The organism is Solibacillus isronensis, from assembly GCF_900168685.1.
Classification (GTDB): Bacteria; Bacillota; Bacilli; order Bacillales_A; family Planococcaceae; genus Solibacillus; species Solibacillus isronensis_A.
The window spans coordinates 272,831-291,839 of record NZ_FVZN01000014.1 but is presented as its reverse complement, the minus strand read 5'-3'; the positions used below and the strand labels follow the sequence as shown (position 1 = coordinate 291,839).

Annotated in this window: 24 protein-coding genes; 4 read left to right on the top strand and 20 right to left on the bottom strand. The window is 38.5% G+C overall.

All coding sequences use genetic code 11. From position 1 onward, the window contains the following. Positions 1 to 4 precede the first annotated feature (4 nt). Entirely contained in the window at positions 5 to 211 is a 207-nt protein-coding gene (locus B5473_RS20655; protein WP_176142065.1) for a hypothetical protein, read from the top strand. Between the two features lie 8 nt (positions 212 to 219). Here the strand turns inward: B5473_RS20655 and B5473_RS10055 are convergent, their stop codons facing one another. Next, positions 220 to 459, bottom strand: a complete 240-nt coding sequence (locus B5473_RS10055) for an IDEAL domain-containing protein (RefSeq protein WP_079524745.1) — start codon at positions 457 to 459, stop codon at positions 220 to 222. Positions 460 to 646: 187 nt separating this feature from the next. Here B5473_RS10055 and B5473_RS10050 point away from each other — a divergent pair, with 187 nt between their 5' ends. Next, positions 647 to 1,138 (top strand): competence protein ComK, encoded by a 492-nt coding sequence (locus B5473_RS10050; RefSeq protein ID WP_079524744.1) that lies wholly within the window; start codon positions 647 to 649, stop codon positions 1,136 to 1,138. Positions 1,139 to 1,143: 5 nt separating this feature from the next. On the opposite strand, the gene B5473_RS10045 is transcribed toward B5473_RS10050, so the two are convergent. The 11 genes from B5473_RS10045 to B5473_RS09995 form a co-directional block, all read right to left on the bottom strand. Beyond that, positions 1,144 to 1,497, bottom strand: a complete 354-nt coding sequence (locus tag B5473_RS10045) for a hypothetical protein (RefSeq protein ID WP_079524743.1) — start codon at positions 1,495 to 1,497, stop codon at positions 1,144 to 1,146. Positions 1,498 to 1,671: 174 nt separating this feature from the next. After that, a protein-coding gene (gene prfB / locus B5473_RS10040) for a peptide chain release factor 2 (RefSeq protein ID WP_139377771.1) occupies positions 1,672 to 2,776 on the bottom strand; the annotation gives its coding sequence in 2 pieces (ribosomal slippage) (positions 1,672 to 2,703 and positions 2,705 to 2,776; 1,104 coding nt in all). A 361-nt stretch (positions 2,777 to 3,137) separates the two neighbouring features. Then, positions 3,138 to 5,648: a preprotein translocase subunit SecA gene (secA, locus tag B5473_RS10035; RefSeq protein WP_079524741.1), complete on the bottom strand. Its 2,511-nt coding sequence runs from the start codon at positions 5,646 to 5,648 to the stop codon at positions 3,138 to 3,140. A 157-nt stretch (positions 5,649 to 5,805) separates the two neighbouring features. Continuing rightward, positions 5,806 to 6,363, bottom strand: a complete 558-nt coding sequence (gene hpf / locus B5473_RS10030) for a ribosome hibernation-promoting factor, HPF/YfiA family (protein ID WP_079524740.1) — start codon at positions 6,361 to 6,363, stop codon at positions 5,806 to 5,808. A gap of 168 nt (positions 6,364 to 6,531) precedes the next feature. Continuing rightward, a complete protein-coding gene (locus tag B5473_RS10025; RefSeq protein WP_079524739.1) occupies positions 6,532 to 6,909 on the bottom strand; it encodes a PilZ domain-containing protein in 378 nt (125 codons plus the stop codon). 238 nt (positions 6,910 to 7,147) lie between these two features. Next, positions 7,148 to 7,690, bottom strand: coding sequence for a competence protein ComK (locus B5473_RS10020; protein WP_079524738.1), 543 nt, complete (start codon positions 7,688 to 7,690; stop codon positions 7,148 to 7,150). Positions 7,691 to 8,299: 609 nt separating this feature from the next. Then, positions 8,300 to 8,707 carry a flagellar export chaperone FliS gene (gene fliS / locus B5473_RS10015; RefSeq protein WP_079524737.1) on the bottom strand — a complete coding sequence of 136 codons (408 nt, stop codon included), beginning with the start codon at positions 8,705 to 8,707 and terminating at the stop codon, positions 8,300 to 8,302. Positions 8,708 to 8,748: 41 nt separating this feature from the next. After that, positions 8,749 to 9,108 carry a flagellar protein FliT gene (locus B5473_RS10010; protein WP_079524736.1) on the bottom strand — a complete coding sequence of 120 codons (360 nt, stop codon included), beginning with the start codon at positions 9,106 to 9,108 and terminating at the stop codon, positions 8,749 to 8,751. Between the two features lie 18 nt (positions 9,109 to 9,126). Then, entirely contained in the window at positions 9,127 to 11,034 is a 1,908-nt protein-coding gene (gene fliD / locus B5473_RS10005) for a flagellar filament capping protein FliD (protein ID WP_079524735.1), read from the bottom strand. A 60-nt stretch (positions 11,035 to 11,094) separates the two neighbouring features. After that, entirely contained in the window at positions 11,095 to 11,448 is a 354-nt protein-coding gene (locus tag B5473_RS10000; protein WP_079524734.1) for a flagellar protein FlaG, read from the bottom strand. A gap of 103 nt (positions 11,449 to 11,551) precedes the next feature. Next, the gene (locus B5473_RS09995; protein WP_079524733.1) at positions 11,552 to 11,812 is read right to left on the bottom strand and encodes a hypothetical protein; all 261 of its coding nucleotides are present in this window, start codon (positions 11,810 to 11,812) and stop codon (positions 11,552 to 11,554) included. A gap of 211 nt (positions 11,813 to 12,023) precedes the next feature. Between B5473_RS09995 and B5473_RS09990 the strand changes: the two genes are divergently transcribed. After that, positions 12,024 to 12,929: a hypothetical protein gene (locus B5473_RS09990; RefSeq protein ID WP_079524732.1), complete on the top strand. Its 906-nt coding sequence runs from the start codon at positions 12,024 to 12,026 to the stop codon at positions 12,927 to 12,929. A 592-nt stretch (positions 12,930 to 13,521) separates the two neighbouring features. After that, positions 13,522 to 13,773, top strand: coding sequence for a hypothetical protein (locus B5473_RS09985; protein WP_139377726.1), 252 nt, complete (start codon positions 13,522 to 13,524; stop codon positions 13,771 to 13,773). Here the strand turns inward: B5473_RS09985 and B5473_RS20915 are convergent. From B5473_RS20915 to fliW, 8 genes are all read right to left on the bottom strand, one after another. Continuing rightward, complete coding sequence (locus B5473_RS20915; protein ID WP_368483375.1) at positions 13,763 to 13,987, bottom strand: hypothetical protein; 225 nt, start codon at positions 13,985 to 13,987, stop codon at positions 13,763 to 13,765. The two genes, B5473_RS09985 and B5473_RS20915, sit on opposite strands and share 11 nt — an antisense overlap. A gap of 302 nt (positions 13,988 to 14,289) precedes the next feature. Beyond that, complete coding sequence (locus tag B5473_RS09975) at positions 14,290 to 14,490, bottom strand: YjfB family protein (protein WP_079524730.1); 201 nt, start codon at positions 14,488 to 14,490, stop codon at positions 14,290 to 14,292. 22 nt (positions 14,491 to 14,512) lie between these two features. Then, positions 14,513 to 14,752: a hypothetical protein gene (locus B5473_RS09970; RefSeq protein ID WP_079524729.1), complete on the bottom strand. Its 240-nt coding sequence runs from the start codon at positions 14,750 to 14,752 to the stop codon at positions 14,513 to 14,515. A gap of 97 nt (positions 14,753 to 14,849) precedes the next feature. Further along, the gene (locus B5473_RS09965) at positions 14,850 to 15,455 is read right to left on the bottom strand and encodes a hypothetical protein (protein ID WP_079524728.1); all 606 of its coding nucleotides are present in this window, start codon (positions 15,453 to 15,455) and stop codon (positions 14,850 to 14,852) included. Positions 15,456 to 15,935: 480 nt separating this feature from the next. Beyond that, a complete protein-coding gene (locus B5473_RS09955; protein ID WP_439848476.1) occupies positions 15,936 to 16,034 on the bottom strand; it encodes a flagellin in 99 nt (32 codons plus the stop codon). A 361-nt stretch (positions 16,035 to 16,395) separates the two neighbouring features. Then, positions 16,396 to 18,186 (bottom strand): flagellin N-terminal helical domain-containing protein, encoded by a 1,791-nt coding sequence (locus tag B5473_RS21085; protein WP_079524726.1) that lies wholly within the window; start codon positions 18,184 to 18,186, stop codon positions 16,396 to 16,398. Between the two features lie 161 nt (positions 18,187 to 18,347). Beyond that, on the bottom strand, positions 18,348 to 18,560 hold the full coding sequence (gene csrA / locus B5473_RS09945) for a carbon storage regulator CsrA (RefSeq protein ID WP_079524725.1): 213 nt from the start codon (positions 18,558 to 18,560) through the stop codon (positions 18,348 to 18,350). A gap of 4 nt (positions 18,561 to 18,564) precedes the next feature. Then, positions 18,565 to 18,999: a flagellar assembly protein FliW gene (fliW, locus tag B5473_RS09940; RefSeq protein ID WP_079524724.1), complete on the bottom strand. Its 435-nt coding sequence runs from the start codon at positions 18,997 to 18,999 to the stop codon at positions 18,565 to 18,567. Positions 19,000 to 19,009 lie beyond the last annotated feature (10 nt).

Sequence of the window (19,009 nt, the reverse complement as noted above, 5' to 3'; positions counted from 1 at the left end):
TTGGTTGCGGATATTAGAAAAGTTCGGTGACTTATTAGAAGTTCGGGACCGGTTATTTGAAAATCTCGAGCATTTATTAGAAGAATTATCCTTTTTATTAGAAACTAACCAATTTATTAGAACTATTTTAGTTTTATTAGAAACTTTCTATTACTTATTAGAAAACAACCGGAACCAACTGCTTGCCCATAAAAAAAAGCCACCTGAATAGGATGGCCTCTAAGAAACAGTTTCCAATAACTCTTTTAACTCTGTAGTATAGCTGTGAAATGCTTGTTCGTTCTTTTGATCTAACGATGTATCGATAAGTAACTTTAATTGTTCAATACGTTGCATCCGCTGCAACCGACTAATAAATAAATCTAAATAAATTTCATTCAATAGCTTCTCTGCATGATGTTCAGTGGACTGCTGACTAACCGCTTTTAAAAAGTCTGTATACGAATAATATTTATCCATCGATATCACCTCGACCTCTTTTAACCATTATAAATTAAAAGTCATTTAATTTGCAATATATTCTGAAAAATTATCATATGACAGAATTTTCTAAATATAATGTTGATTTTTAGCAAAATATGCAGTAGTTTAGATGTATAGTGAAAATTTAAGCGATTAAAAAAGTAGGAAAGATAGGGGATACAAAATGATTAGTAATTTAACACAAAAATCCAATTACATTATTTCTAACTCTACCTTCTGTTTGAGGTCCTATCAGCATCGAGATAAAATTCACACTGCTATTTTGGACAAGTACGGCCAATCTACATCTCCGTATAAACCTTTAAAAATTATTCGCGATACGTGTCGTCTGCATGGAAGTTCCTATGACGCAAGCAAATATCAGGCGAGACGATTTTTCGGAGAGAACAAACATAAATTACCGATAATGGTGGCCTATGATTTCGGGGATCCGTGCATTTTATTCCCGCTATTTTCGCCTTTTTCACCTCAAAATATTTGGTTATCCTTGAACCCTATTATTAATATTAGTGAAGACGGTGATAATACACTCGTAACTTTTGTGGATAATACTGAGATTAGTCTGGATATCAATATGAAATCTTTCAACCAGCAATATGTACGCGCTGCGATGTACTATAAATATCTGCTTTTACAGCGCAATGCCATCTTATAAGAGCATCAGCTTTTTTTAAAATATTCAGCAAGAAGTAACTCACTCTGATTACGAAGGCGAATATTCGAATATCTTCTACACTCCATGATTCCCCCAAAGTAAAAATGATACTCGGTAAACAAATCATCCGTCTTGCCTCTCACTAAGCGCATCTGATGAAGTTTAAAATAGTCCTTCGTTTCTTTTAAGTCATGCTCTATTTTGATACGTACAGCATCGATTAATTGCAAATAGGGATTTTTAAATTTGAATGGACTTTGCTCCACTATTGTGTAATCTTTTCCAAGAATAATTAACAGCAACGGCAAATAAATCCCAGCCTCATAATACGGAATCGTTTTAGAAGGAATTTGCAGCATACGAATACCTCCAATTAATAAGAACGTTTGTTCGTATATGTATTTTCACATATTTTTTACAATCTGACAAGAGGAAAATTATTACTTAGCTTAAATTTCACTAAAAAAACCGTGCCTTAGCTTTTTACTAAGGCACGGCTTTCTATTTTTCAAACGGATGACCGCTGAAAGATTTTAATATGAGATTTTTGAACGTAAATAGGCAGTAATGAATATATCAAGATCGCCATCCATTACAGCGCCTACATTCCCTGTTTCTGCACTTGTTCGATGATCTTTTACCATTGAATACGGATGGAACACATATGAACGAATTTGCGAGCCCCAGCCGATTTCCTTCTGTTCTCCACGAATTTCATCCAGCTGTGCCTGCTGCTTTTCAATTTCCAGCTGATACAGCTTCGACTTCAGCATTTTCATTGCTGCATCACGGTTTTTAATTTGTGAACGCTCAGACTGACATTGTACAACGACACCTGTTGGAAGATGGGTAATACGTACAGCCGAGTCGGTCGTGTTAATATGCTGACCACCGGCACCAGTTGCGCGGTACGTATCGACTTTCAGATCTTCTGTTCGAATATCGATTTCGATTTCGTCATTGAATTCCGGCATAACATCACATGAAACGAACGATGTATGACGGCGACCTGATGAATCGAACGGTGAAATACGTACTAGACGGTGTACGCCTTTTTCTGCTTTCAAATAGCCGTACGCATTATGGCCTGAAATTTGAAGTGTAACCGATTTAATGCCGGCTTCATCACCAGGTAAATAGTCGATTGTCGTTACTTTAAAGCCGCGCTTCTCTGCCCAGCGTGTGTACATACGTAATAGCATCGAGCCCCAGTCCTGTGACTCTGTACCACCAGCACCTGGATGCAGTTCTAGAATGGCATTGTTTTTATCGTATGGTTCTGATAACAGCATTTGCAGTTCAAAGTCTTCCATTTTTGATTGGAACTCGGCTAGTTCTTTGCCTAGTTCTTCCTGCAATTCTGCATCTGGTTCTTCGCGTAAAAGCTCGAGCGTCATTTCGAGATTTTCCTGTGTGTCGACTAATTCTTTGTATTCGTTGACAACTGCTTTAATGCCGTTGCTTTCGTTAATAATTGCCTGTGCGCCGTTCTGGTTGTTCCAGAATTCTGGTTCAAGCATAAGTTCATCTAGTTCCTGGATACGAGCCTCTTTGTTTTCTAAGTCAAAGAGACCCCCTGAAGTCCGCTAGTTTTGTAGCTGTATTTTCGAGTGCATTACGCACATCTGCTAATTCCATCATATAATTTCCTCCGTAGTTGGGTGTTAAAGTTTCCGGTTTCTATCATTGTTGATTTCCGCTTCGGCGGACGCTTTCCGGGGGCGTGGCCTGAGCCTGTAGTCTCAGGCGTCACGCTATTCCCCCAGGAGTCGCCGCCTTCGCTTCAATCAACTTGGTGCCGTTTATAAATAAATTTAAGCACCTTATATTATTGAGTTATTTAAGTTTTTGCTAATGTTAGATGATTGAGTAAAATTCACTTAGTCGGTAAAAAATTGAACTACTCACCACCAAATAGCAGCACTTCCTCATTTCAACCTTTATGAAAAAACAAACCGGGTCATTGAGCATAGTTTCAATGACCTCGGTTTTATTGCTTTTATTGGCCTACGCCGTGGCATGATTTGTATTTCTTGCCGCTGCCGCATGGGCATGGGTCGTTGCGTCCGATGTTTTCTGCTTTGCGTGTTGGTAGTTTTTTGGGTTTCGCTGCACCTTCTTCTTTCGGGTTAACAGCTTGGCCTTTTGCTACTTCTTCGCGTTGCAGGTTGCTGCGGATTTCCGCTTTTAATGCGTACTTCGCTACATCTTCACGCACAGCTGCGACCATATCTTCGAACATTGCGAAACCTTCTTGCTGGTATTCGCGTAATGGATCGTTTTGACCGTAAGCTCGTAAGTGAATCCCTTGACGTAACTGGTCCATTGCATCGATATGGTCAATCCATTTCGAGTCGATTGAACGCAGTAAAATAACCTTTTCGAATTCACGCATACGCTCTGGTGTCATCGCTTCTTCTTTTTCATCATAGCGCGCTGTCACTTTTTCAGAGATGAACGCAATCATTTCTTCTGGTGATTTATTTTCAAGCTGCTCTTTCGTAATATCGCCTTCATCTAAAAGATTTGCTGCGATGTAGTCTTCAAGTGCATCCAGTGTCCAGTTTTCCTTCTCGCCTTGCGTATGAAGGGCTACTTGATTTTCGATTGCCTGAGAAATCATAGATTCTACTAGTGCACGCATATTTTCCGAATCCAATACTTCTTCACGCTCTTTGTAAATCACTTCACGTTGCTGACGAAGTACATCGTCATATTGTAATAGACGTTTACGTGCATCGAAGTTATTTCCTTCAACACGTTTTTGTGCTGATTCTACTGCTTTTGATACCATACCTGATTGGATCGGCTGTGTATCGTCCATACCAAGTCTTGTCATCATCGTCTTCATTTTATCTGAACCGAAGCGACGCATTAATTCATCTTCTAAAGAAAGATAGAATTGCGTTACCCCCGGGTTCCCTTGACGACCAGAACGACCACGAAGCTGATTATCGATACGGCGTGATTCATGACGCTCTGTACCAATTACCGCTAAACCGCCGATTTCCAGTACACCTTCACCCGGTTTAATATCCGTACCACGACCGGCCATGTTTGTTGCAATCGTAACGGCACCTTTTTGACCGGCATTTAAAATAATTTCCGCTTCACGTTCATGGTTTTTCGCGTTTAAAACGTTATGTGGAATTTTAAATTTCGTTAAATATTTTGAAATGATTTCCGATGTTTCGATTGCAACCGTACCAACCAGTACCGGTTGACCTAAACGGTGACGCTCTGCGATATCTTCCGCAACCGCTTTGAATTTGCCTTCCATCGTTGCAAAGATAAGGTCAGGACGGTCATCACGCGCAATCGGTTTGTTCGTAGGAATCGCTACAACCTGCATATTGTAGATGTTGCGGAATTCCTCTTCCTCTGTTTTCGCTGTACCTGTCATACCAGACAGTTTCTCGTACATACGGAAATAGTTTTGGAATGTAACGGTCGCCATTGTCATCGATTCATTTTGAATCTCAAGACCTTCTTTCGCTTCAATCGCCTGGTGTAAACCATCTGAATAGCGTCGGCCTTTCATTAAACGACCAGTAAAGCCGTCAACGATTACAACTTCCCCGTCCTGCACAACATAGTCGACATCTTTATGCATCGATGCATGTGCTTTTAAGCTTTGGTTGATCGCATGGTTTAAACGAACATGTGTTAAATCGAATAAGTTATCGATGCCAAACGCACGCTCCGCCTTTTCGATCCCTTGCTCTGTCAACGTTACGCCTTTTGTTGATTCTTCATAGTTATAGTCTTCATCCTGCTTTAACATACGGGCAAATGCATTTGACTGTACGTATAGCTGTGCAGACTTTCCTGCTTGTCCGGAAATGATTAACGGTGTACGCGCTTCATCGATTAAGATCGAGTCAACCTCATCGATTACCGCATAATAAAGCGGACGCTGTACACGGTCTTCTTTGTAAAGCACCATGTTGTCACGTAAATAGTCAAAACCAAGTTCATTGTTCGTCGAATAGGTAATATCCGCAGCATAAGCTTCGCGCTTCTCATCTTTTGACAGGCTATTGAGGTTCAGACCGACCGTTAAGCCTAACCAATTATATAACTCTCCCATTTCAGTCGCGTCACGGCTTGCTAAATATTCGTTGACTGTTACGACATGAACACCCTTACCAGTAAGCGCATTTAAATAAACGGACATTGTCGACGTTAACGTTTTACCTTCACCGGTTTTCATCTCCGCGATATTTCCTTCATTTAATGCAGCCGCCCCCATAATCTGAACGCGGAACGGGAACATGCCAAGAACACGGCGAGATGCTTCACGAATTGTCGCAAATGCTTCAGGCAACAATGCGTCGACTGTTTCCCCGTTTTGGAAACGGTTTTTAAATTCTTCTGTTTTCGCTTTTAATGCATCATCAGAAAGGCTTTCAAACTGCCCTGCCAATGCTTCTACTTTATCTGCAATCTTTTCTAAACGCTTTACTTCTTTTTTATTGAAATCAAATAATTTATTTAATATGTTTGCCATCGAATTGGTCACTTCCCAATAAATAGTCTCAAAGTATATTTTAGCATTATATATACCGGTGGTGCAAATGGACTGATATGAAATGGTAATTTTAGGAACAGTTCAATGCAAAAAACGGATTGCCCATTTTCAGGCAATCCGCTTGTAAGTCAATCATTTAGTTTGTTTCAATTAAACCGTACTTACCGTCTTTACGTTTGTAAACGATGTTTGTGCCGTCTGTTTCTGCATCTGTGAAGATATAGAAATCATGGCCCAGCATGTTCATTTGTAGAACGGCCTCTTCCTGATCCATTGGTTTCAGATCAAATTGCTTCGTACGAACGATTGTATATTCATCCTCTGAAGACTCTGCGTTCGCTTCCATTTGGGATGTCACATTGGCAAAGTAAATACCTGTACCTTCGCGATCACGGAATTTACGGTTTACTTTTGTTTTATGTTTACGGATTTGGCGTTCCAGCTTATCGACAATTAAGTCAACAGCCGCATACATGTCGTTATGACGCTCTTCGGCACGCAGCGTTAAGTTTTTCATCGGAATCGTCACTTCTACTTTTGTTTGTTTATCATTATAAACCTTCAAGTTGACGTTAGCGTTCGCGTTAAGATCCTCATTGAAATAGCGTTCTACCTTTTCAATTTTGTTCTCCACGTAATCACGAATCGCTGGAGTTACCTCAATATTTTCACCACGAATGTTAAACTTTAGCATGTGAACTCCTCCTTCATTACTGCTCTTACTAAACTAATTCTACATACATAAATAAAATCCTGTTACGACTTGAAACTTTTTTCATTTTTCGACAAGTTGTCCTACATATTGATAAGAAAGACACCGTATCGTTATATCGTTATATAAATTCAATGGTAACCAACCAATTTAATTACGTCCGACTTCTTTTTTGCGACGAACTTTTAACTCACTGACGATTAATTCTTCAATACCTGGCTGATTTTCGAAGATCAAACCATATTGAAACTTACCGCCGTACTTCTTCTTCCATACGATGTCTCCAATGGCCTTAATCAATACTTCGTCTAAAATGAATTCCAGTTCCAACTGCACCAGGTTATTATTATTTTCACCAATTTCCCGAGAAGAAAACATTTTCATGCCATGTGGGCTCACATCAATGATTTCACAAGGGTATTTTATCACCTCTAATTGTTCCTGTTTTCCATTGATCAATTCGGTAAAATTTGCTTCGATCGGGACCCCAAAAGTAAAGCGAAATCCTTCTGTGCGTTTAAACGCCATAACCGTTCCCCCTAGCCATTCATTGCTACAATTTATATACCCACATTATGATGTAATATACGATTAAATGTCTATGTGCTTAATTGCTATTTTAAGGAGAAATCGTGACTTCAAACTCATGACAATTGACCTGGAATTTTTTCCGTTTGCAATAAAATAATGTGCAATCGATAAAAAATTGAGAAACAAAAAGAGTTTCACACATTGGGATGCTCCTTTGCGTAAAACTCTATGCTTATTAGTGGATTACATACTCTTCATATATTTCTGCACATTTTAACATAATTTGTTGCTCGGCATTTGAAGATACAGGATCCCTGTAAAATTGCTTTATTAAGGTTGTCGAACAATAATCTTTTGCCTTCATCCACTGCTTATTCAGTTTACTGTACGATACAGGCACTATAATTCTTTCATTATTTGTTAAAATGACAACTGAATGATTTTCCAAATGCGGCTTGATATCATCGACATGATGCAATGCAAAGTACATACAATCTTCGATATTACGCATCGCCTCTGTCGGAAACCAAAAATGAGATAGCCGAGACCTCGGAATCATGATCGGGTTAACAGAATTGGAGGTAATGACCGCTTTTGCCGCTTCCTTAGCGCCTTTTAAGCTGGAACCATGTTGTTTCAGCTCCATATCCAGCAATTGCATCGGTGTGAACGGCACTTTTTTATAACCAGCCGGAGTGACTATAAGCGTATAAAGATTATTGAACTGATCGAATTTAGGCTTTAATACACAGGCATCATACAAGGAATTTCTATACATTTTCCATACTCCTTCCAATTTATTGTTATCATTTTCAGTAAAAAGGAGTATACTTACTATATGTCGGTATACTCCGGCGTCCAAACCTCAGGTGATGTCTATGCAGGACCTTCACTTGGGGTTTTTTAATTTGCCATTTCACATACTCACTCACCCCCTTTGCCGGTTAACCTGGTATGATAACCGCTTTCTTTTGATGAATTAAAGTAATGGAATGTTTCCAGCCAAAAACAATACCGCAATCGAACAGAATTGTGATAGATGACTAACCGATTTATTATGTATTGGGAAAACGGATAAAATTTTTAGTTTCATGGGATGCAGTGACATTTAGGGGTTTAATATTACCGTTTTCTATTTATTAAAAGGCAAATATTAAATTATGGATGCTGATGATCGTAGGATGTGTTAATTGTACATCTATTTAAAACTAGATGTTATTGAGTTAAATTTGCTAATTATTTACATTATACAAAATAGTACAATATAATCAATACTATTTTGATTATTTTAAATTTTATAAATAAAGAAGTCGAAATATAGAGAAAAGTTATATATGAAAAAGCCGTTGTGAAAAGATTTCAGTCTTCTCACAACGGCTTCGAAATTTTAAACTTGTCCAGCTGTACCGTATTGCTGCTGGCGTGTAATTTTGATAACTTCTTTCCAGGTGTCGCGGAATTCTGTTACGAGGCCTTCGACTTCTACGATAATCGTAGAGTCGTTGTTAATATTCGCTTCCATTAAGCGGCGGTTCATATAGTCGTACAATGGAATCATTTGCTTGGATACTTCCAAATCTGTATTTAAAGTTGACATCAGCTCCGAAATAATCGCCTGTGCCTTTTGGATGTTTGTGTTTTTTTCTTCGATATTTTTTTCGTCAATCGCTTTTTTTGCTCTCGTTAAAAATTTCAGGCAGCCATTGTATAGCATTAATGTAAGCTCCCCCGGTGACGCCGTTGTCACACTGTTTTGTTTATATGCATTAAAAGCAGCTGCTGTTTGAACTGTCATCATACACACTCCTCTATAGTTAAAACGCGCCTGGCACGTTGTTATTTCTTTTGATCGTAGTACTTCCCGTCCATGACACGAACGGACGCATACGGGTTATTATACTGCACTTCACTTTTCTTTGCTGTCTGAACATTTTTCATATCCTGTCTAATTTCGCCCATGATTGCTGCTAGGCGTTCTTGAATTCCTTTGTCGAGCTCTTGCAACAATGCATGCTGCGGATTCGTTTTGGACAGCTGAATATTTTCCTGCTGAAGGGAGGCAATGAGCTGGCCGCGCTCTTCCAACAGCTCATCAACCATTTTTAATAACGTATCGCGGTCTTCTGTTTGTGCCACTTCCCCAAGCTTCTTAAACAGCTTTGCGGAAACTTGAAGTAATTGTTGTTCCACCGCCATCATTTCGCCTCCGCCCTTTTAATAATACTGACTCATCAATGACGCTGATTGACTGTTCGCTTTGTTAATCATCGATTCCATCGCACCGAATTGCTTCCAGTAGCGATCTTCAATCTTCGTCAACTTGTCTTTCCACGAATCGAGACTCTGATTAACATTACGTAAATATTTTCCTAACGTATACTGCGTTTCCGTCATTGAGCCACGACCTGCACGTTCATCAATTTTCTTTTCGATAACGTCCATCTCATCTCGGATTTTCCGCATAAATCCGCGTGTATCGCCAGTTCCTGTGGACCCATCAGCTTTTGTAATTGATGCAGATTTCTCGCCGCTCATCGTCAGTAATTGCACCACTGCATCTGGATCTTCCTCTAATGCTTTACGCAGTTTCGTTTCATCGATTTCAAGCGTACCACCACTGTTGTAATCTTTTGAAGTACCGATTCCGATTGTGTACAGAGCATTGTACTTTTGGTTGGTAACAGCATGGTTTGTCTGGTATACAAGACCACGAAGTGATGAAAGACCGCTTGTAAGAATGGAGTCATTGCGCAATAAACCACTTTTCGCGCGTGTTTCCCAATTTTCAATATCTTTTGCTTCCATCTCTTTTTTTTGCAGCTCTGTCAATGGCTGATAATCGCGGTATTTCGGCTGTTTTGTTTGAGCAGTCAAATCAGTAATGAAGCCATTATATGTTGCGACGAATTCTTTTACTTTGGTCATGATTTCGTCGACGTTTGTAGACGAAGTCATTGTTACAGGGTTTGCTGTTATAGTTGTTGTGCTTTCTAAGTTAGTCAGCGCAGCCACAGAGTCATTGTATTCTCCATCTTTTGTGTTAAGGAGATTTGCAGCCGACTCTGCCTCAATTCGCTTATTTTCAGCAGCTGCCCTTTCTTCGGGACTTTTAGTTGTATCTTCACTATTTTGACGGTGCTCATTAATTTTACTTTCGATTTTCTTTTGAACAGCATCCAGTTGTTCTTTTAGAATAGTTGGATTATCTGGTGAACCGGATAATGTAACATTATAGGTTTTCGCTAATGAGTTTATTGTTTCCTTTAAGCTTTGTGTTGCCAGAGTTAACGTTTCTTTTGCTTCCTTAATGAGTTTATCTTGTGTATCTTTATTTTTAAAAGTAGATTTCAATGTAATATTGTAACCGTTTATCGAAAAAGCATTTGTTGTACGTTCTGTTGCGATTCCGTTTACTTGAAACTCTGCATTTTGGCCTTCTTCCGTAACTAAATTATTAAGGCCTAATTTTGCAAATAACTTCAAACCATTTGTATCTGTTGTCATCGCATCTGTTAGCGTCACACCGTCCTCTTCAACTGCCTTACCTGTGTTTTTAGCAGTAATCGATAACTGTCCATTTTCGAATAAAGCAGAAACACCTGCATTACTACCATTTATTTTTGTAATAAATTCACTTAAAGTTATATTCTCATCAATTACGATTGATATTTCTTCGCCCAATTTCCCTTGAGTATTAATTGCACTTAGAGTAAAATTCGTTGGCATCGTTTCCCCGGGCCCATTAAATAATTCTTTTAACTTTGTACTGCTCGTTTGATTAATTGGCGTACCAATCCCCCTTGCAGCTTTAGCTAGTTGGGATACACTTTCAATTGTTAACGATCCTGAAGCCGAACCAGTAGCAACCGCCGAAACCAAATCCGAATTCGAGCTTGTCGCCGTTTTTGTATTTAAACTTTTTAAAATAAAATTATCGGCAATATACGTATCCAATGTCGTCATCTTTTTATTGACGTCACGGTAGGCATCGCGCTGCCATTCATAAATTTGCTTTTGCTGCTCAAGCTTGTCCATCGGCATTCGCTCAGCAACCATTAATTTTTCTACAATACTATCTATATCCATACCTGATGCCAGACCGCCAATACGCATCGTTGACATATAATCTCCTCCAAACTACTTATCCAATATATTTTAGCTCAGCTACAATTGCGACCGGCCTTATATTTTTTTATCGACAATCATCCCAACGAGCTTTTGCATTTCATAAAACACATCAAGCACTTTTTTCGAAGGAATTTCGCGGATAACCTCTTCAGTTTCCGAGTTTATAAGCTGTGCGTAATAAGTATCTAGCCCTTCATGGAATACAAACTTCAATTCACTATTATTAATTGTGAAAAACTCATTCAATGAATCAATCGCCTGTTCCAGTTTTTCTTTCGTATCTTTTTTTTCTACTGTTGGTTGACTTTGTTGGGTAATGATATCTGTCTGTGCAGGACGCGGTGGTTGTCCTTCTCCCGATTTTTGTGTCATGCTAGGCATTGAAATACTTGTTCCGTCAATTCGCATTTTTACCCCTCCGATATCATATCTTCTTATGTATTTTATCGGCTTCATTTTTAAATGTTTTATCGTTGTTTGAAAGATGGAGAAATAATTCATCAACATTTCATCAATTATAGTAAATTTGAAGCCTGCTTTCTAATTCTGCTATATCAGATTTCAGCTGCAGAAACCGTTCATTCAATTGATGCTTTTCATTCAATTGATGCTTTTCATTCACCGATATAAAATCTCCGTTTGCTGCTATTTTTTCGGCAATTTGTTTCATTTCGTATAATCTATTTTCGATTTGCTTAAGCAGTGCATCTCTTTGTTTTATCCACTCCAGCTGCGCCTCCAGAAATGCGCGTTCTTCATTTTCTTTTGTCATAGGAATCTCCATTCTAATTAGTTTTATTTACTATAACGGAACTAACAGTAAATCTCATTATTATCTGTTTTTAATTTTTTCATATGTAAAGATGTTTATAGAATCTGCTTGGTAAATTTTAATATATTAGTTGAGTGAATATTAAGTGCAGGAAATTATACAACCATGCTAAAATAGGAATATACGTTCTTATTTGTAAAGGGTGAAAACTATGTATGAGGAAAATGAATTCTTTCATTTTATTTGCGGAAAATTGTTAGGAGACGGTTCTATGACTAAACAAGGAAGCAGAAAAGCAAGATTCCAATTTATGCACACAGCTGATGATTTCGAATGGACAAATCATTGCTATGAACTGCTAAAGCCTTTCTTACCGCTTAATCCGCCCGTCTACAAAAAAGTAAATGATTCACGACTTAAAAAAGGGTATTCTGAAAGCTTCTTTGTGCAGTCCAGAACGAGTCCTGTGATTTCAGAATTATACGAGCACTGGTACCCTAACGAAAAAAAGAAGTTGCCTCTCAATTTTCTCGAACACTATCTGAACGAACAGGCGCTTGCCTGGTGGTATCAGGATGATGGCCATTTGAAAATCGTGAACAATGTTGCCCAGAAAATTATTTTGTCCACAGAAAGTTTTTCGGAAGAGGAAAATACATGGCTTTTACACTATCTGTTTAGAAAGTTCCACTTACGGTTTCTTAGAGACGGCCAAAACCGCCTTATTCTGTATGATCAATTTCAAATTATTTATTTTCTGCATCTTATTTCCCCCTGGCTACATGAATCCATGAACAGAAAAGCAATGGCGGCACAACCCATTAAAGCAATTGCAAAAAGAACCTCTATTTACTTGCCTGAAGAGATAAAACTTAATAATCCTACTTATGAAATTAATGAGCAGCTCCATAAATTGAATACCTTACTAATTGATGAAACGGGCAGCATTTGCAAAGATTTTATTTTTGATACCTTTAAAACTTTTCGGAGTACTGAACAACCTATGAAGAGCTATCAGATTATCATTCAAGAAAATCATAGATACACGCTTGCCACGATACGCCAGCAAACCGGGCTGACTGTTAGTAAGTTGGTGGAATATTGTTTTAGTGAATAGAGATGGGACTTCCTTCGTATGTAGGGACATAGACCCCCCAAGAACATGGGCAAAACCGAGCAGACTGTAGTGAAAAACTCATCGGCATATCGTTGTATTACAATTACAAATTGGCTATTATGCAACTTCACCTTAAATGTATGTACACCCGGTGCAGAAAATTGTCATACACAAAAGGTCGCGACTACTGCAAAACCGCATTGGAAATTTTCCTATCGCCATTTCAAATCGGAAAATCTGCAAATCCAGAAAAACGATATACAACATATTTTCTAATAAGCGCCAACTCCTGACACAAGACCTAAGGGACACTTATTTAAAAATAAGCACTATATCAATTTCGCCAAATTCAATTTCGAGCCAAAGACATGCGTTGGTTCTGAGCACGGAGATAAATAAAAAATATGGAGGCTAATGAAAAGCAGAGGCTTTGTTTGTGTACCCAGTGCAGTATATTTTCAAAAAAGGAACCTACAAAAGTAAATAACTAATGAATTCAACTTAATCTATGTGGTGATCGCTAAGTAGAAAACAAGCGTATTCTAAATTTTTAATATCTATTTATAAATTGTGCACCAAATCCTGCACAAGCATGCGCTATAAACTGGAATGGAAATGGCGGTTGCAGCAGGGAAAAACAAAATATGCACTTTCCCACCCAGGTTATGAAGTTCTTACAGCAAACCGCCAACGCCAAAAGCCTTATACAGAAGAAGAGATGAACTGGATTATTTCTGCACTAAAAGAAGGAAAAAATCAGCAGCAAATTGCCGACGAGCTTAACCGCTCCTATTGGGGTGTTGTGGCGAAAATTGCTGCAAGAGTGAGGGTTTTTAAATTGTAGTGAATAGTTTGTGCACCCGGTGCAGAAAATTCAAAAGCTTGTATGCATCATCTGGGGAAGTAATTCTCCTTTGCTTGTACAAAATACTAGATTCCTTTACCAACTTTAGGCTTACGATGTTCTCTCGTTTAGCAGGCTGTTTCTTCATGATCTCAATTCCTCCTTCTAACAGTTCCAATTGCTTTGATTCTGATGCTTTGTAATGATTAGCCATAACTCAATTCCTCCTAAGAATAGAAATAGCCCCTACCCCGAAGATCGAGGTAGAGGCTTGGATTATTTGTTTCTTGAACATCTGATGTTCATGGAACAAAATGTACATTCTATGATTATAATATATATCTGAACATTGAGTTATTACTAGTTACACGTTAGCGGGATTTTTGCGTTACTTTACCATTTCTGAGTACATTTGCCCCTAACAAGGTGGACTTTCGGGGCACAATCGACTTTTCCCCATTTGCCCCAAAAAAGAAAAAGAGCGACCTTCCATTCAGGCTACTCTCCAAATTCCCTTCACGCTTTTAAATCAATGTTTCCACCCAAATGCGGCTGAGCTGCTTGTTGAATAGCCGCTGCGTTAGTCGTACTCATTAATTCCTGAATCGCTGCACCTTGCTGCTCAGCATTTCTCATTGCCATTTTCATGACTGACATCGAAGCTTGTTGCTGAACGTGACTTTGACCTAACGCCATTGATAGTAATGCGATACCCACGACAACACCACCTTTTTTCCTTCTAATGGACAATAGAGTGTAACTGTTTTTCTAAGAAATGAACTTCACTTTTCAATTCATTCATTTGGGCATTCAACTGATCAATTTCTAGCGGAGCGAGTTCATGATCGAGAGCAAATTGAGCTATCTTTTTCATTTCATGAAGCTTAATTTCTATCTCCTCTAAAATACGATCTTGTTCTTTACACCACTCAAGCTGTTGTTCGAGAAACTGTTTATGTTCCTGCTCATCTTTTTCCATCTGTTCCTCCAATCAGACTGTTTTGAAATAGTTGGTAAAAGTTAGGGAGACAAAAGAACCGTTCAGCGGTTCTCCCTCATTCTTCTCTCAAGCTATACTATGATAGCAAATCTGTTACCTCTTGAATTGCATATTTTACTTTTTTCAGCATATCTTCATTTAATTCTCCAATTTCGAGATGTTTCCTGTATTTATTGGTTATAACATACTCCAAATCCTGTTTTCGACCATTTTTAATAAAATCGTTTTTATTCTGTGTTAAGAAAAAGGCATAGCTATTTGAGTCTTCAATGCATGACTTGATAATTCTAAAATCATTTCTATCGTTTTCTTTCAAATCTAGAAAGCATTGATAAATGTTTCCGCTAAACACATTCTCACTAGGGAACATAATGTTAAAAAGTTCGATATCATCGTCAGAAAAGTCTTCATTTGATTCTAGGATAGTTTCAGCAACAGGCTCAGTTAACTGCATTTGCTTATATCTTTCCTCTGCTTGACTGTTAACTCTTTCATTATTAGCACCAAAAATATCATCAAGTGAACCTTGAGTGCTTCTTAATGTTATTTTACCTTCATTACTAAGATTAAATAATTCTTTCAAAAGAAATTCAATCTCTTTTTTTGGTTTTTCAATGCCCTTTGGTCTAGGTATTAATCCCGTGTCTAAATAAACTATTATATAATTTTTTACAGACCACATTATTAGTTTTCAATCCTTTCTCTTTAAATCATTCTTCTAACAAATTAACTATAAAAATTATATAAAAGAGACCCTAGCAAAACTAGGGTCCCTTCAAATAATCTAAAATTAACGAAGAAGTTGTAATACTCCTTGTGGTTGTTGGTTCGCTTGCTTTGCCACTGTATCTTTCGATTACAGAATAGACTATATCTTCATCCATGTTTTTCATGGAGCTGGGCACTTCGAACAGCTTTGGCTGCCCTACGAGATTCATAGTCATAGCTTTTCACCTTAGACCGTATTCTCTAGTCGTTGAACCTTCTCCAGAGTTTCCTCACAGGAGCTTGGCTGCTGATTATCCATTGGTTCATCCTCATCATTTTCAAACCTTCACGCTGACCGTTTCCAGTTACGTTGTGGTTGATGAAGCTTTAGGAAGTTCCAGCAATTCACCCAGTTATTCTCTTATCCGTTACCAGATAAGACGCCCTTCAATCATTATCTCAGGAGTTGTAGCACTCCTTGAGGCAGTTGATTCGATTGAGCCAACATTGCTTGTGCTGCTTGAGAAAGAATAGAATTCTTAGTTTGGTTCATCATTTCTTTCGCCATCGTGCGAACATTTACTTTCATAAATGACTAGACTATATCTTCACCCTCTAGCAAGCTAGTAGGGGTCGGGCACTTCGGATTCACAATGTTGATGGACATTATTTCACCTATGGATTTCATCATCATAGCTTTCACCTTAAATGGTTTATCCTAGTCGTTGAACCTTCTCCACTCTTTCGAGACAGGAGCTTGGCTGCTGATTGCCCAATCTTTTCTTTTTTCCACACCATCACGCTTGTCGTTTCCAACTACGTTGTGGTAAGAAAAGCTCTAAGGGTTTTCCAGCAATTCACCCGATAATATTCACTAGCCGTTACCAGCCAGGACGACTGTGCTTGTCGCGGCTCTAGGCCACTAAAGCATAATCTACGTCACGGATACGAGATTCCGCAGCTGTTAGGTTTTCAGAAGCTGTGTTTAAGTTATTGATTGTATGTTCTAAACGATTTTGGTATGCCCCAAGTTTAGAACGTTCTTCTGAAACTGCTTTAATAGCTTTATCAATTGCAGTAATTGCACCTTGAGCTTTAGTAGTAGAAGAACTTACATCTATTCCAGCAATTGCATTTGTTCCTGCAGTAGGAATCGCTGTTGAGCGGTCAGCATTAAAAGCTAATCTTAATGATGCTGAATCCATTACTCCAAATTCCACTTCCATTTTTTCAGATTCATTTGAACCAATTTGCATATCAAGTTTTAAACTTTGTCCGGCATTTGCTTCAAAGTCTCCATCCATTATTTGAATATCTAGACCATTTGTATTTGAATCTCCAAATGATTGACCGTCATCAGTTTTAGTTGTTGATAGGACTAAAGTATTTCCTACAACAGAATGAGACGATAAAGCACTTAGAGCGTCTTCAGTAGGATTACTATCATGATGAGTATTTGCATCATCTAACACACTTTCAATTTGTTCCAATACCTCTGAGATACTCCGGTTGGAAACATCAATACTTGCAGTTGAACCTCCACCACTATAATTAAAACCAACATCCCCATTATCTACAAAAGAGATTGTTAAATCATCTATCTTAATTGTATCACCAGCTTTTGGAACAGAACTAAAAGTTATTCCAAATTCTTCTGAAGTTCCATCAGTAGAAGCAACTAAGCTACCACTATTTCCTATTGAGCTAGAATCTGTAGGGTTTTTCAAGTCAATTCCCGAAATACCTGCATCTGAATCAGCTGTTGTACCAATTTCTACAGTTATACTGTCAGCGTCTGGTTGTGCCATATTTTCAGCAGAAGAAATTGTAAGAATACCTGCAGTAACACCTGTACCATTATCGGTAGTGTCACTGTCTGCTGCTGGTGTTGATTTTGTTGCAACAACAGTCGAATCATTAGCTGTTATAGCATTTACTAATTGGTCTATCACATAGTTCATATTTGTAGCTGCATTTGCATCATTAGTTCCTGACCCATCGGTCCAAGAATCATTTATGTTAACTGCAATATTACCACTAGAAACAGAGTCATTAGTACCATCATTAAACGTTAGCTCATATGTTTTATTATTTATAGTAAATGTTTTACCATCTAATGCTGTTATTGCATCCGTTTTATCAGTTGCTCCTATTGCCGATGATAATTCTATATCAATTGATGCTTTTGAATTTGGGCTAGCATTAACAATCCCTTCCCATTCATTCCCATTAACATTATCATAGGTAATTGCAGAACTATCTACCTTTGCAAAGGCTCTACCTTCTGGAGTACCTCGTAATAGTTTTTTCTGATTAAATTGAGTTGTTTCAGCAATTCTGTCAATTTCTTTGGTCAACTGATCGACTTCCGCTTGAATCGCTTCTCTATCTTGGTCTTCCAATGTACCATTTGAACTTTGTACTGCTAGCTCTCTCATCCTTTGTAAAATTGAGTGGGTTTCATTCAGTGCTCCTTCAGCGGTTTGCAACATCGATATTCCATCCTGAGCGTTGCTAGAAGCTTGGTCTAAACCACGAATCTGCCCACGCATTTTTTCAGAGATTGCAAGACCTGCTGCATCATCTCCAGCCCGATTAATACGAAGACCAGAAGATAATTTTTCCATTGATTTGCCTTGTGCATTATTCGCACTACCTAACTGACGATGTGTGTTTAGTGCCGCAATATTGTGATTGATTCTCATTATAATTTCCTCCCTGGAATGTTTGACCCACGTCCTTGTAGGCAAATTGTGTTTTATGTAGAAGAGTAGTTAGCCGGCCGGTCGTGCTTCTCTTGCTGACACTATTAATATCGGACGAACTAATTTTTGTTTAATAGTTTTCTAATCTTTTTTTACGTATCTTACTTCAATCTATCAAACAGCGATAAATCTTTCACTGCCGCCTCTGTATTAGAATCGGAAATATCCTTCCTCAACTCACCGCGGATGATGTCCACATGCCTTGGTGCCCGGATGCCTACTTTTATCTGGTCGCCTTTGACTTCTGTGATGACGATTTCAATCTCCTCATCGATCCAGATCGTTTCGCCTACTTTCCGTGTTAATACCAGCATGTGTTCATACCTCCTTCTTTTCTGCAATTAATTTGTGGCGAATGGCGTAGTCTTCCTGCAGAATAATCTGCTTTGCTTTTTGGTTTTCCGTATTCAAAATAATCGGTGCCTTTAAATTCACCGTTGAGGCTTCCAGTGTGTCCTTTAAAGAGACAATCGCAAAAACCGCGACCTCTTTATTGCTGTTAATAGCCAGCGCTTTCGTAACAGACTCATCCAGCTCAAAGCTGTAATCGGCCACTGCAGCGTACGGTGTTGTAATAATAAATGCCAATTCCGGGGTATTCACGGACTGCAATGCCTGGAATGCGCTTCCCTCCGACAATGGCAGCTGAATAAATTCTTTTTCACCTTCAAACCCGGGCAGACCGTGCTCGAATTTTATAATTTGCGACGGATTGAGTTCGACTTCGCCCATATAGGCAGTTGTAATGTTCATCATATTCTCC